Genomic DNA, 14726 nt, shown 5'->3' on the forward strand with positions numbered 1-14726 from the left:
TCACAGTCTGGGTTGATGGGAGTGTTGCCGATGCGTGGTTCGGGTCGGCGAGCAAACGCCGACCCAGTGTCTACTTCTCTTTGAGAGCATGGGCGATCTGATCGCGGAGGGGTTTGATGAAGTAGGAGAGGACTGTGCGTTCTCCGGTTTGGATGAAGCCTTCTACTGGCATACCGGGGACGAGGGTCTGTCCGCCGAGTTTGGGCAGTTCGCTTTCCAGGATCTTCAACCGGGCCAGGTAGAACTGTTCGCCAGTGACCTGATCGCGTGTCAGGTCTGGTGCGACGTTAAGCACGATCGCTCCAAGTTCCGGTGTGGTGCGCTGGTCAAAGGCAGCAAGGCGCACATAAGCGCTTTGTCCCGGCAGCAACTGGTCCACATCTGTTGGAACCACTCGGGTCTCTACGATGAGCTTGCCGTCTTCCGGCACCACCAGCATGAGGATGTCACCGGGTGCAATTACGCCGCCAACCGTATGCACGTTAAGTTGATGCACATAGCCCGATTGCGGGCTGCGGATATCAATGCGCTTCAGTCTATCTTCTGCGGTGATTTCTTGTTCTTCTAGCTCGGCAATCTGAGCGCGTATCTCCTGAAGATCAGAGAGTACCTTTTCGAGGAACTCTTCATCCAACTGCAGAACCTGAATGCGCTTCTCGCTAATGGCTTCCTTGGTTTGAGCAACCTGCGAGATTAACCCGCCGCGCTGTCCCACAAGCTCCGCTCGTTCACGTTTGATGGCCGTCACTTGCGAGGCGTTGATCAAGCGCTTTTCCAATAGGGTGGAGAAGTCCGAGAGCTGTTGGGTAACCAGATCAATGCTTTCCGCCTTCGCGTCGCGCTGCACCGTTAGCCCGACAATCTGCTGCTCCAGCTGAGAAATTTGTTCGCCAAGCTGCATCTTGCGCCCTTTGATGCCTTGCTGGCGGGCGGCAAACAGAGCCTGCTCTCCTTCAAGGGTGGCAGATGTGATGGCATCGGTTTTCGCAAGGATCGTAAGCTTGTTCGGGAAGGTGACTTTGAGTTTACTGCGCCATTCAGCAGATAGCCGCGCTTCCTGCGCCTGCATCTGGTAAAGCCGTTTGCGGGTGATTGACAGATTGGCTTTGACCACCGTCTCATCCAGACGGAATAGGACATCGCCAGCTTTGACCCTATCGCCATCCTTAACGAGGATCTCACCGATGATGCCGCCTTCCTGATGCTGAACCTTTTTGGCCTGCCCTTCGACTACGATGGAGCCGGAGGTGATAATCGCGCTGTTAATTTGCGCAACAGAGGCCCAGCCTCCAAGGCCAATCACCAGAATACCGACAAGGGCAAGGCCCCAGCCCATATGTTTACGGCGTGACTTTTGAATGCTGGAAAGTGTTGTTTGCTCAGACATGTGGCACCACGCTTAACGGTCCGGATTTGGCAGTAGCGGCAGCTGGCGCACTGATCTTGGGAAGGACTTCCTCTTTCGGGCCAAAGGCTGCTTGTTGACCATCTTTGACCACAAGCAACAGATCCACCGCAGATATGGCACTTGGACGGTGGGCGACCACAATCACGATACTACCGGTTTCGCGCATCAGTTTGATAGCACTGGTGAGCGCTGCTTCCCCTTCTGAATCCAGATTGGAGTTTGGTTCATCCAGCACGATCAGGAACGGGCTGTTGTAAAGTGCACGGGCCAGTCCAATACGTTGGCGTTGCCCGGCAGAAAGGAGCGTACCGCCTTCACCCACCTGCGTGTCATAGCCATTTGGCAGGCTGGTCACCAGTTGGTGTACATCGGCAAGTTGCGCGGCTTCCAATACCTTGTCGTTACTGCGCTCCGGTGCAAAACGGGAGATGTTTTCCGCAATGGTGCCGTCAAACAGTTCAACATCCTGTGGCAGATAGCCAACAGCAGTGCCGAGGCGATCCTCGGACCACTGGTTAGGCTCTGCGCCATCCAGACGCATAGATCCGCGTAGGATTGGCCAGACGCCAACAAGGGCACGGACCAGACTGGTTTTACCGGATCCGGACGGGCCGATGATACCCAGACCATCCCCAGCGTTGAGCGCAAAGTTTACGCCTGTCAAGGTTACCGCGCGGGCTCCCGGAGGGGCTGTTGCGATCTGTTGCACATTGAGGCTTTTGGTTGGCAGCGGCAGTTCCGTTTCAGGTGCTGTCTCGTTCAGACCTTCGAGTGCTTTTTCAAGACGGGCACGAGATTGGCGAGCTGCGATAAAGATACGCCACTGACCGACAGCCTGCTCCACCGGAGACAGCGCACGCGAGGTGATGATGGACGCTGCAATCATAACGCCCGGAGAGACTTCCTGACGGATCGCCAGCCATGCACCCACAGCCAAAACCGCAGAGCCAAGTATGAAACGGAAGGCTTTGATGGCCGTTGCAAACAAAGAAGCGCGATCGCCAGCCTTGGTTTGCGCGTCATAGAACTTGGCGTTGGTCTCATCCCACTTGGCGGTCATCGTGGAGCTCATGCCAAGGGCGCGCACAACTTCTGCATTACGGCGGGCGCCTGAACGGGTGTTGCTGCGCTGCGCATTTTGCATCGACAGCTCGCGTGCCGGCGCGCGGCTCATAAACTCATTGGCCAGCACAAGAGCGAGGATAATCACAGCCCCGCCCAAAGCCAGCATGCCGAGCCAAAAGTGAAGCACAAACACCAGACCTAGATAGATCGGCATCCACGGAATATCAAAGAGCGCAGCCGGACCTTGGCCACCCCAAAATTGGCGCATGGTCTCCAAATCGCGGATTGGGTCCACGTTCTTACCGGCATTGCCCATGCGCAGCGGCACGCGCATGTTGGCTAAAAATGCGGTGCGTGACAGCCGTGCGTCAATCTCCTGCGAGATACGCGAAAGCCCACGGGCGCGGATGCCTTCAAGCAAAGCAAAGAACAGGTACAGGATACCGGCAAAACTGGCGATGATCACCAGCGTCGGCACACTGTGGCTCGCCAACACCCGATCATAGATCTGCAGCATGAACATTGGCCCAGTCAGCATCAACAGGTTGATGACTAGACTCAAAACCCCGACCCCCGCATACCCGGACCGGGACGCAGCAAAGGCCTCAGCCACCAATGGGCGGTTTGGTTGCCCACTCTTCGATGTACTCATAGATACTCCCGAACCCACTTTGCTTTGGTCTCTAGCGAGCAACCCTTCCTCCCGGAAAATTGGTTGGACCCCAAACGTGTTACAAAATTTGTTATAATGCCCCAACAAAAACTTAGTCCGTATAGTATGTATTTCGCACACTATTGGGAAGAGTAAAGGCGCTGAATATTGCTCTTGCAAATAAATGAGAATACTTGCCGCAAGCTGATGTTTTGATTGCAGAAAAATACAACCTGCCATTAAGGCAGGTTGTATCCATTTCAGCTATCAGGCAAACATGAAGTCATCTGCACCAATAAGGTTAGAATTAACACCTGCTAGAGTGATGACCCCGCCGTCATAAGAAATGACGGTATCCGCTCCCTGATCTACAATTGTGAGGTCCGAGAAGCTATCTGCACCGCTCTCGAACTTCATGAAATCCAGACCATTCGAGAAATCGATGACCTCATCTGCACCGCAGTTGATGTTGAACACGAAGATGTCACTGCCTGAGCCGCCAGAAAGCGTATCGTCGCCCAGTCCACCTTCAAGAACGTCATTACCTGCGTTGGCGTAAAGGCCATTATCAGCATCGTTGCCGATAAGCTGATCGTTTCCGGAGCCGGAATAGGCGTTCTCAATGACGGTACCACGCATGATCGCCATATTGCCAACCAGTCCGTCCACGTCAGAGTAGGTCTCTTCAATAAGAGAGATCTTCTGATCGGCGTTGACAGAGCTGTAGTTGATGCTGTCGTTGCCGCCGTTATCGACAATGGTGAAAGCAGCAGGACTCAAGTTTGCGATGTCGTCATAATACCCGCCTGCTGTGGAGTTCTCGCCGTACACAGTGGAGCCGGTACGCAGGTCTGTTGCAGTACCATAAAGATCCTGCATCGCGAGGATATCTGCGATCATTGGGGTGACGACATAGGCTCTGCTGGCATCGACGCTCGTGTTTTCCACCTGATCGAAGTAGGACATCACAGTGCCCTGCCAGGAATCGTTAGAATAGTGATTGTCTGTGCCGTAATCCGCGCTGCCGTTGTAATTGCCGGCATGACCCAGACCCAACGCATGACCGATCTCGTGAACGTAGGTCTGGAATGAGTACCCATCCAGATTCGTACCGTAATTTGCAATCCAGTTTGTGCCCACGTTAACTGTCGAGGATTGGATTGTGGAGCCGGATACGGATGAGTTTGCATAAGCGCCACTATCATTGTCGTCGAAGGTGAGTTGCGCGCTGGAGTTGACGAACTGGAAATTAATGCCAGTTGTTTTGGTCCATGCTTCTAAGGCCTTGATTGCCAGACTTTGGCCCGCTGCATTCAATCCATTGATGTTCACGCTAATGGATTCGCCTGGGCTCACGTCGAATGCACGACGACCACGGCCTGTGCTGCCCCAATAGCCGTCTGTCAGCTGTGCTGCAATCTGGTCATTGGTGAAAGCGTTTGGATCGACAGGTGGGTCTACCGGACCTCCATCTGAGTCAACGGAGAGCTTATAGTTTCCGGTGAAGCGGTCCTGATAGGACGCAGCGCCAATATAGTAGGTGCCGCTGGATGTCGCTGTGAAGGTGATTTCGGAGTTGCGTCCGCTGCCACCGTCATCATCTGTTGCGATTTCGTTGGTGTTGGAATCGTAGAGATAAAGATAGGTGTCGGATACTCCTCCGCTTCCGACGCCTTCCATAGAAATGGTGTAAGTAACTCCAGCTTCTACCTGTAGTGAAATTGCGTCTTTATCGCCGGAGAAGCTTAAGCTCCCTTCAAAAGTGTCTCCCGCTGAAATGGTATAGGGCGTTGATGTGCTGTAAGGCGCATCTCCCCCTTCAATGATACTAGCCTTATCTGTGTCATTCAACATAAACATAGTGTCTCCCCTAGAGTAATGTTAGTATATTGCATTACAAAGGTATGAATGACGCATATATTAGCAATACAAATATTTCTGTCATTCACAGTATAAAGTATCATTAACACAACTATTGATTGAATTATTGACTCAAAGAAAACATGCAAATAGAATATGAAATATGTTATTTTAAGTATAAACAATTTTTTCGCTGCAAGTTATTAGACTAAATAATTGATATAATTAGATAAATTTAACTCATTGGCGTATGAGAAAATAGAACTCTCCACATAATTTGGTGTTTTCGTCTCAAATTACATCTAACCATATTTAAGTTTATATATATTTATTACTTATTTTTATTTAGTGATTCTAAGCTGTATTTGAGCCAATACTCACTGCTAAGTCGTTTTTCTACACCACCCCTTTTGATTTTATCGCAACTTTTGCCCTTACCGTATAACTCCAGCCTGTATCTGCATAAACTGGCGGCAGGTTGGAGCAATCCTTTACAGATCAATTCACCAACCCCCAACCCAATAATACAGAGTGAGCAAGTTGTATGTGAAAACCTGAGGGTGAAATTCCTTCAGGCTACTCGAACGATTGCTATCTGAAATCAGTAGTGCGCCACTGAAAGTGGTAACTCGAAATAACAAAGGTAATATATAAAAATTGACTCAAGTAATTTTATGTATTTTTGAATTAAAATTTCTAATTTACTCTCAGTAAGTTAAAAATAATCATCATTAAATGCGTTGACTTCAAACCATATTTGAAAAATAATTACACGACTGCATGTGTAATACTTGGAATAAATCCATACAAATCAATGAAGTCCGAAATTGTTCTAAATGTAAGTTCTCCTAAATCCGAATGTGTTTAGCGTGAACTTGGAGCCATCGAAATGCTTGATGACTATGCGGAATCTATTGCTGTATGTACCGATAAGCACTCACTCACTTCGCCCATTGCAATTATTGGGTTGGGTTCCCGGTTTCACAGACAATCCTATAGTGCAGACCGCTTCTGGCAACTTGATGAAGCCAGTAGCTTGCCCAAAGATAGGTGGAACAGCGACCTTCAGTTCTGTCCAAATTTCGTGAGCAAGCCTGACATCACCGGATCGTTTCGGGACGGATTTGTCGGTGGTATTACGACATCAAATACCATCGGGGACGGCCACATATGCACTGCCAGTTTTAACTGGCACGTCAAATCCATGCAGCATCAACCATCCAAGCTTTGTCACAAAGGGAGATCCAAAGATGCCAAATCCAACGCAACCTAGCGACCAATGGTGGGTTAACGATCAGACACCGGACAATCCGTTTGGCAAAAGCGAAGATTACGAAGCTTACCTCGATTACCTTGGCGCATTGCCCCGCAGCCTGACACCTGAGATCGCGGCGGGACCGCTGGTGATCAATGTTACAGGGCTCAATGACCATCCCGAGTATAAAGCAGCTGCTATCGGCGCCTTACGGATGTGGTCCTCCGTCACCCCTTTGGAGTTTGAGATTGTCGACGACGTACCATACGACGCCGAAACGCAGTGGATGGAGATCGTAAGTCCTGAACTGGGCGAGCAGAGCGATGGCAGCGCCTTTTCAAGCGACCGTTTTGTCAGCATAGGTCAACGCTTCCACGACACAGAGCCCAATAAAACCGATATCGGCGGCTATGTGTTTGATAGCTTTATTCATGAATTTGGCCATGAATTCGGCCTAAACCATCCAGGTCTATACAACTACAGCGGTCCGGGCGGTGTTCAGATCAACTATCTGAACAATGCGACGTGGACCTATGACCGTCAGCAATACAGCGTCATGTCCTATTTCGATGGGATCGATGTCGGCGAAACGACCAGTTGGTCAGCGTCAACACCACTGATGGCGGATATCGAAGCTACCATACGCCGCTTTTTCTCAGAGGTCGACGAGAGTGGCCAGCGGACATATGAGAAAATTGACCTCAACACAGGCGACAACACCTACGGCTTTAACAGTACAGAATACGGATACGAGCTCACCTCCTCGGGCATGCAGCACGATATCGGTTTCGTGGTCCATGACACCGGTGGGGTCGACACGGTCGACTTTTCTGGATCGACAGCAGGTGCGATTCTTGATCTGCGCGCAGGGCAGTTCTCCAGCGTCAACGGTCATAGCAACAATGTGTCGATTTTTGCCGGACACAACGAAGATCAGTCCGAGTACTACATCGAGAACGGCATCGGCAGCGAGTATGATGACATCCTGATCGGCAACGACGGGGATAACATTCTGGATGGTCGTGGCGGCGGAGATCGAATGGCAGGTGGCGGTGGTGACGATATCTATTTCGTCGATTCCGCTGACGATATCGTCCGTGAAGAAGCCGATGGCGGTAACGATACCATCATCGTGCTGAACAGCGATCTGGATCTGGGTGACGTCGAAAATGTCGAGAACATCATCTATGTGGGTGGAACTCCTGTTGAATCAGGAAATGAGGGTGACGGCGATGCCTCAAGCGATGGCGGAGCCTCTCTGACCAACCTCATCTTTGGTGATGACGGCAACAACACACTCGACGGCGGCGCAGGTGACGATACAATCTTCGGTCTGGATGGCGATGATCTCATCATCGGCGGCCGAGACTCTTTGGCCAGCCGCGACATCAACAACACCATTGCAGTCGAGGATCTTGAAGACCAGACTGAGAGCGATGACGGCAATGATGTGCTCTATGGCGGTGGCGGGAACGATACTATCTTCGGCGGTGCTGGCGATGACATCTTGGATGGCGGCGATGGCAACGATACGCTGATGGGTCAGGCCGGCGTCGATATCTTCAGAGGCGGTGATGGCGTTGACACAGTTGACTATAGCCATGAAAGCCCCTTCCAGCTCCTTGTCAATCTTGAAACGAATGTGGCCAGTGGTGGTACTGCCTCGGGTGATACCTTCTACAGCATCGAGAACTTGATCGGGTCCGATGATCGTATTGACCGTTTCATTGGCACCTCCGCAGATAACCATTTCTGGGGCCGAGGTGGCGGCGACGTTTTCAATGGCGGCGGCGGCGATGACATATTGGACGGCGGCAACGATGGCGACCTCCTGTATGGTGACGAAGGCGATGACATACTCATCGGTGGTTCCGGTCAAGATTATCTGGATGGTGGCGACGGTATCGACACGGTTGTTTACTCTGGAAGTTCAGAGGGCGTAACGGTTGACCTTGCCAACGGAACGGCCAGCGGTGGCGACGCCGACGGGCCAGTGCAGATCGTGGGACGCGGCACAACTATAAAGCACGACATCATTGTTGATGTTGAGAACGTTGTAGGCTCATTCTTCGATGACCATCTCATTGGCAATGACCAGACAAACGAACTCTCCGGTGGCTCTGGCAACGATACGCTGACAGGCGGCGGCGGTGCCGACCTCTTGAATGGTGGTCGGGGCAGTGATACCGCAGATTATGCCGACGCCACCAGCGGGGTCAGGCTCAATCTGGCTCGCGGTAATTCTGAGGGCGACACCTATATCTCGATTGAAAATCTTGCCGGGTCAGGCTTCAACGATCGAATTAAAGGCGATAGCGCTGCCAATACGCTGACTGGTCAGGGCGGCAACGATACGCTCCGCGGCGGTGGCGGCGATGACATCTTGTTCGGCGATTTCGCTGATCAAGCTGAGGCTATCCCACGCCCTGGTATGGGCACGGGCTACGCCACACTCGGACCGGATGCGACGAACAATTCAATCGCAGCCGCATTCGATATTTCCAGTAATTTTTCTCTGACCGAAGACCCTGACATCTTCGATTCAACAACTGTCCTTCACACAACCGTCAACGCCACCGGAAATGGTCAGGGCGGGTACTATGCCATCGAATTGGCAGCTGGGACGATCCTCACGATCGACATCGACGGTATTGCGGATCCAAGCATCCATGACAGTTGGGTCAGGCTGGTCGACAGCAATGGTAATATCGTTACCCAAAACGATGATGGCGGAGGCGATCCTGGCTCAACAAGCAACCGGGATTCAAGCACAGTTTTCGTCGTCGAGGAAACAGGAACCTATTACATTCTGGAAGGCGCATGGTCGCCGGACGTTCCGGGCGATGGTTGGTCGGAAGCCGTGCCAGAGGGTTCGACCTATAAGCTCAATGTATCGGTTGAATTCCCACCTGAACCGATACAGCCCGGCGAAGCGGGTAATGATAAGCTCTACGGTGGCCGTGGCAGCGACTTACTGGACGGCGGACTTGGTGCAGACGTATTGGTCGGCGGTGCGGGAGAGGATTCTTTCCGCTTCTCAACAGAGCTTGGAAACGACAATGTCGACCGGATCAAAGACTTCAACGTCGGCGAGGATCTGATCCTTCTGGACAACGGCATTTTTGCGGAACTCGGTGGCGCTGGAGCTCTTGATCTTACTGCATTCCACACGAGTGCAGCTGGTGTCAGTCAAGATGCTGCAGACCGCATCATCTACAACCGCGATACTGGCGCTTTGTCTTACGACGCGGATGGCTCTGGAGACATTGCCGCGATTCAATTCGCTCAATTGAATACAGGTCTGTCTCTTTCAGCTGACGACTTCGCCATCATCTGATACGGTCCAGGAGGGGGCTTGCAGGCTCCCCTCCTGTTCCAACGTTGGTCACCCTGTGCATCCGAGCAACGAGGAGCAACGCAACAAAAAGGGGAGCATGATGAAACACTTGACCAATCGCCGTACAGTGCTATTGGCCGCCGGGTTATTGGTCACCGGCACAGCAACGGGTGCAGAGGCAATCGCTGTGCAATCGACAGACATTAGCGGCACAGTCCAGTTCGAGGACAACGCAGTTATTCCAAAAGGTCACATCAAGATTTATCTCAAGGACCCTGCCATTCAAGCTAATGCGCGGGAACTTGCAACCAAAACTCAGATTAAAAGCGCTGGTAAGTCAAAGACGATCGCCTTTTCCTTCTCGCTGCCCGCCAGCGCCATCGCTTCGCCCACGCTGCAGGTAGTTGCGCGCATGGAGCGAGAAGACGGTTGGCTACTTGCGCGAGGCAGCGCAAAAATTGAGGTCGACGCGCCTGTCGAAATTACACTCTACACGGCTATGTATTAAGAGTGCCGTTACGTTAACTATGGCACCAGTCTGGGTTCTGTCGCAAATTTTCGACTTAGCCCGAAAGGTGAGAAATTTATTCCAACGCGATGGCTGTTCACGGTGTTTGTGAGTTCCACACTATCCATTTCGCTTACAAAAGTTTGGCTGAATCGCCAATTGACGGACACCCAACCAACAAGCGTAGAATTGAATTCTATGCTTAAAAACTTTGCGACAGAGCCCCCAAGCTTGTCGGTGATTATTCACTTTGGAGCTCCACCTTGTTTTTTCAAAAGGCAGGTTAGCAAACGCTTGGCGGCCTTGATATTGCGCCGCTTCTGTACAATTTCATCCAGATGCCAGATATCGTTTTTGTTGGGTGTTTTGCGACGCAGTTTTCGTACATAGGCCGGGCCGAACTTGAGGCCTCATCGACGGATAGTTTCATATGAGACCACAATGCCGCGTTCCAACAACATTTCTTCAACATCTCGTAGACACAGGGAGAAACGGTGATAGAGCCAAACGTCGTGAGTAATGATTTGAGGCGGAAACCGGTAGCGCTTATAGCCGATCGGAGTTGAAGTCATGCTACAGAAGTAAACGCGTAGACTGGTGCCAAAGTTAACGTGACAGCACCCTTTTTCAACAGTAACGACTCATGCCTTCCCCTTTTTGTAAAAGGCCAGATAGCTCATGTGAGGCTTCAACCAATTGGATATACACTTGACATATCCATATGCGGACCTATATTGTATATACTTCATGTATATCCTAAGGAGCGCTTATGTTTAAAGGTGCAATATTTACATCCAATAGGAACCAAGCTGTCCGCCTTCCTAAAGCTGCTTCACTGCCAGATAACATCAAACGTGTTGAGATCGTAGCCATCGGGAACACTCGTATCATTTCTCCGGAAGGCGAAAGCTGGTCCAGCTGGTTCGACGGGCCAACTGTAACAGATGACTTTATGAGTGACCGCGAGCAACCAAAAATGCAGGAGCGGGATAGCTTCTGATGCTCAAATACATGCTCGACACAAATATTTGCATCTTCACAATCAAAAACCGACCAGAAGAAGTAAGAAAGCAATTCGAGACTTATTCCAACCAGATGGCAGTTTCCACTGTAACCACTATGGAGTTGATTTACGGGGCGGAAAAATCAGCTAAACCCGCTGAAAACCTCTCTGTTATTGAAGGCTTTCTGGCACGATTGAATGTTCTGAACTATGATCATGACGCAGCCGGGCAAACCGGGCAGCTCCGCGCAGAGCTTGCCAAAAAGGGACAGCCAATTGGTCCGTATGACATGATGATTGCAGGACATGCACGAGCCTTGGGATTGATTCTTGTTACCAATAACACCCGCGAGTTTAACCGGGCCCCCGGATTACGAGTGGAAGATTGGGTTAATCACCACTAGATACCACTAGGACATGGTTTTGTTGCGAACAAATCTTAGATCACAGTGCGAGAATGACGGCCTTTGACCGCACTTATGAAATAGAGCTGGCTCGGGAAATTTAGATAGGTTGTATAAGTGGATTTTGCTCCTAATACTGGCATGATACCAAGAACAGGCTCTTGCAGCCATGCCAGATGTGTTTGGAGCTGATAAACAAGCCAAGCAGGAACCTGAAGTCGACATCAAACGGCTGCACGCCAAAATTGGGGAGCTTGCTTTGGAGAACAATTTTTCGGACTTCGAAGGGACCGTGGCCCCAGTGGGGCCGCGTAAGCTCGTAAGAAGACGCTCACCAAAGCGGGACTACTGAGCGCCAAAAGATGATCGACCGTAACCATGAACTCTCAATCAGTCGTTAGACCAAAGCCCTGAACATATCCAGAAGCGGTGTATGCTATCGGCCCCGCCCGGTCTCGCCGGAAACGCTTGCCCTCATGCGCCGGCTGGATGAGTTGCATCTGGAGTATCCATTCGCGGGCAGCCGCATGCTGCAGCAGCTATTGAAGGCAGAAGGCTATGATATAGGCCGGCGCAGGGTGCGATCTTTGATGAAGAGGATGGGCATTGATGCAATCTATCGCCGACCAAACACTTTCAAACCCGCACGGGGTCACAAGATTTACCCGTATCTGCTGCGTGATGTAGAGGTTTTAAGACCCAATCAGGTCTGGGCCATCGATATTTCCTATATTCCCATGGCGAAGGGCTTTACCTATCTGGTTGCCATCATTGACTGGTACTCGCGTAAAGTTCTGAGCTGGCGATTGTCGATTACCATGGAGGCAACTTTCTGCATCGAAGCTCTGGAAGAGGCGCTCTCAAAACACGGCAAGCCAGAGATTTTCAACTCCGATCAGGGCTCCCAGTTTACCAGCATAGATTTCACCGATGTGCGCAAGCGCGAAGAGATCAAGATTTCCATGGACGGCAAAGGAGCCTAGCGTGACAATGTTTTTATCGAACGGTTCTGGCGCACCATCAAATATGAGGAGGTCTACCTCAAGGCCTACGTCAGTGTGCCAGAGGCCAGAAAATCCATTAGGCAGTACATCACCTTTTATAACCAGAAACGCCCACATTCATCGCTTGACTGGAATACCCCGGATCAGGCCTACTGCAACCACCCGCTGCACATAACTCAAGCTGCTGCGTATTCGGAGCGGGTCCACTTATAAACGACGCTCAACTGTCCAACCAAACGGGACCACCTCTCTGATTGTAAAGAGTAAGGACTATTTGCAAGCTAACTTCGAATTACGCAACAAGGCCCCTCCTACCATAAGAAGTCAAGCTCAGATGAATCTGCCATCAAAATTGCTTCATCATAACTCTCCCCACGCAAATAAGATCTTGCGCACTAGTTCGATTCCGTACTCCAAAAAATTATTCTCTACGTAGTCATCGATGTTCACTGAGTTAATAAACACTCATATCCAGTCTTATCAATAAAATCACTTAGGGACACATTCGTGCCATATGACAGCAATTTCTTCAAAAAGTAGCAATCTCCAATTTTCTCAAACCCAGAATTGGCAATATCGCAAATTTCCGCATTTTTCTTGACGCTATCAGAGGCTTTTTTCTCATATAACGCTAACATTTTTTGGTTTGCTAATAACATTTGCTACTCTCCAAAGTATTTTTTCAGGCCTTTATCGACGGCCTTTCTAAAACCCTCATTTTTCAAAAGCTTATTAACACTTGCTGGTGCGCCAGGGAATGAATTTGCCTTCGAATCATAAAGGTATTCGGAGCGAGTGAACCTCCGGCAGACATGCGCCAAACCTGTCTTCGACGATATGGAGAACTGGCTGCATACTCAGCTTTCCAGAATATCCGGCAAGTCCCCACTGGCAGGAGCAATCCGTTATGCACTCACCCGCCTGCCAAAAGCACGGTCCTATCTTGATAATGGCCATCTGGAGCTGGACAACAACGCAGCCGAGCGCGCGATGAAGCCGATAGCATTGGGAAGAAAAAATTATCTCTTCATGGGATCACAAGGCGGGGGAAAGGCTGCTGCAATCGCCAACACACTCATACAAACTGCCAAGCTCAATAACGTCGACCCACAAGCATGGCTCACCTGGGTGCTGGCTCAAATTGCCGACCACAAGATCAACCGCATCAACGACCTCATGCCTTGGTGTTACGTTGGTAAACCAGCATAACTGAAGCGGCTCAAGTTAAATAGGTCGGGTTCGCCGGACGCTTACGATCTATTGAAACGGCAAAAGCCAGACAAGCTGGCTGTGCCGGCAACGGTCAATCAAGTTTGGTCAATGGATTTTATGTCTGAACAGCTTGAAGATGGAAGACGATTCAGAACACTCAATATTCTTGATGACTTTAACCGGGAGGGGTTGGCTATTGAAGTTGATTTTTCACTTCCGGCACTGCGGGTCGTACGAACTTTGGAACAGGTGATAGAATGGCGCGTAGTGCCTGAGGTTATTCGGGTTGATGACGGACCCGAGAATATCAAGGAAGTGTTGCTGACCTGGGCAAAAAGTCAGGGCATCAGGATATTGCATATTCAGCCCGGCAAACCAGCGCAGAATGCATATATTGAGCGTTACAATCGGACGGTCCGGCAGGAATGGTTGGATCAAAATTGCTTTGAAAGCATCGATCAAGTCCAGACTGAAGCAACCAATTGGCTCTGGACTTACAACAATGAACGGCCCAACATGGCCGTCGGCGGCATCGCGCCTGCCACAAAACTAAAACTGGCGGCATAGCTCTACTGCTAAACTCCTCCATTAATGGGGGGATTACCGTACCTTTATATCTTGCAAGCCCAAGCCATCTACGTCGCATTGACAATATCCGATGCCCTATGGTCCCAGAAACTCGAGGGCACCTTTTCGTTTCGCCAATGTCTCCGCATCAGTAAGGAAATCACGCCCCTTAATCTCAATCACAATTGCGATTTGCTCAGCGGTTTGTATTAATAAATCGGGAAAATAGAATTTTTGATAGTGCTTGAATTGATATGGTATTTTCAGGGGTTGCTCGCAAAATCCTGTAACAAAGGTACATGCATCAAGCTGACAGATCAAAGTGCGTTCGCCCTTACTTTCATATGCAACTTTCCGCTTTAGCATTTTGGAATAGGGACTCTGAAGCCCGTTTACACCTCGCAGGGGCCTGACCGCAGTTAGGTCACTAACTGCCTGAGAAATACTGAAA

Annotated in this window: 10 protein-coding genes and 3 pseudogenes; 8 read left to right on the plus strand and 5 right to left on the minus strand. The window is 50.5% G+C overall.

From position 1 onward, the window contains the following. Nucleotides 1–70: 70 nt before the first annotated feature. From BLS62_RS00545 to BLS62_RS00555, 3 genes are all read right to left on the minus strand, one after another. A complete protein-coding gene (locus BLS62_RS00545; RefSeq protein WP_093175114.1) occupies nucleotides 71–1387 on the minus strand; it encodes an HlyD family type I secretion periplasmic adaptor subunit in 1317 nt (438 codons plus the stop codon). Then, the gene (locus BLS62_RS00550) at nucleotides 1380–3125 is read right to left on the minus strand and encodes a type I secretion system permease/ATPase (protein WP_093175119.1); all 1746 of its coding nucleotides are present in this window, start codon (nucleotides 3123–3125) and stop codon (nucleotides 1380–1382) included. Before BLS62_RS00550 ends, BLS62_RS00545 begins: the two co-directional genes overlap by 8 nt. A gap of 267 nt (nucleotides 3126–3392) precedes the next feature. Further along, nucleotides 3393–4985: a M10 family metallopeptidase C-terminal domain-containing protein gene (locus tag BLS62_RS00555; protein ID WP_093175124.1), complete on the minus strand. Its 1593-nt coding sequence runs from the start codon at nucleotides 4983–4985 to the stop codon at nucleotides 3393–3395. Between the two features lie 889 nt (nucleotides 4986–5874). Between BLS62_RS00555 and BLS62_RS00560 the strand changes: the two genes are divergently transcribed. From BLS62_RS00560 to BLS62_RS00570, 3 genes are all read left to right on the plus strand, one after another. Beyond that, a complete protein-coding gene (locus BLS62_RS00560; protein WP_093175129.1) occupies nucleotides 5875–6258 on the plus strand; it encodes a hypothetical protein in 384 nt (127 codons plus the stop codon). Continuing rightward, nucleotides 6236–9577 carry a M10 family metallopeptidase C-terminal domain-containing protein gene (locus BLS62_RS00565; protein ID WP_093175134.1) on the plus strand — a complete coding sequence of 1114 codons (3342 nt, stop codon included), beginning with the start codon at nucleotides 6236–6238 and terminating at the stop codon, nucleotides 9575–9577. The genes BLS62_RS00560 and BLS62_RS00565 overlap by 23 nt, the downstream gene beginning before the upstream one ends. A gap of 100 nt (nucleotides 9578–9677) precedes the next feature. Further along, on the plus strand, nucleotides 9678–10085 hold the full coding sequence (locus tag BLS62_RS00570) for a hypothetical protein (RefSeq protein WP_093175139.1): 408 nt from the start codon (nucleotides 9678–9680) through the stop codon (nucleotides 10083–10085). A 248-nt stretch (nucleotides 10086–10333) separates the two neighbouring features. Here the strand turns inward: BLS62_RS00570 and BLS62_RS00575 are convergent. After that, a pseudogene (locus BLS62_RS00575) lies at nucleotides 10334–10657 on the minus strand (IS6 family transposase); the annotation flags it as partial. A gap of 197 nt (nucleotides 10658–10854) precedes the next feature. Here BLS62_RS00575 and vapB point away from each other — a divergent pair. The 3 genes and pseudogenes from vapB to BLS62_RS31935 form a co-directional block, all read left to right on the plus strand. Continuing rightward, nucleotides 10855–11085 carry a type II toxin-antitoxin system VapB family antitoxin gene (vapB, locus tag BLS62_RS00580; protein WP_093175144.1) on the plus strand — a complete coding sequence of 77 codons (231 nt, stop codon included), beginning with the start codon at nucleotides 10855–10857 and terminating at the stop codon, nucleotides 11083–11085. Next, on the plus strand, nucleotides 11085–11492 hold the full coding sequence (vapC, locus tag BLS62_RS00585) for a type II toxin-antitoxin system tRNA(fMet)-specific endonuclease VapC (RefSeq protein ID WP_093175148.1): 408 nt from the start codon (nucleotides 11085–11087) through the stop codon (nucleotides 11490–11492). The genes vapB and vapC overlap by 1 nt, the downstream gene beginning before the upstream one ends. Nucleotides 11493–11703: 211 nt before the next feature. Continuing rightward, nucleotides 11704–12709 (plus strand): annotated as a pseudogene (locus BLS62_RS31935) (IS3 family transposase); the annotation flags it as partial. A gap of 233 nt (nucleotides 12710–12942) precedes the next feature. On the opposite strand, the gene BLS62_RS00605 reads toward BLS62_RS31935, so the two are convergent. Further along, entirely contained in the window at nucleotides 12943–13155 is a 213-nt protein-coding gene (locus tag BLS62_RS00605; RefSeq protein ID WP_093175167.1) for a hypothetical protein, read from the minus strand. Nucleotides 13156–13291: 136 nt separating this feature from the next. On the opposite strand from BLS62_RS00605, the gene BLS62_RS00610 reads away from it, so the two are divergent. After that, complete coding sequence (locus BLS62_RS00610) at nucleotides 13292–13705, plus strand: IS66 family transposase (protein ID WP_208990623.1); 414 nt, start codon at nucleotides 13292–13294, stop codon at nucleotides 13703–13705. A gap of 51 nt (nucleotides 13706–13756) precedes the next feature. Continuing rightward, a pseudogene (locus BLS62_RS00615) lies at nucleotides 13757–14275 on the plus strand (integrase core domain-containing protein); the annotation flags it as partial. Nucleotides 14276–14726 lie beyond the last annotated feature (451 nt).

Origin of the sequence: Pseudovibrio sp. Tun.PSC04-5.I4 (assembly GCF_900104145.1) — a bacterium.
Lineage (GTDB): Bacteria > Pseudomonadota > Alphaproteobacteria > Rhizobiales > Stappiaceae > Pseudovibrio.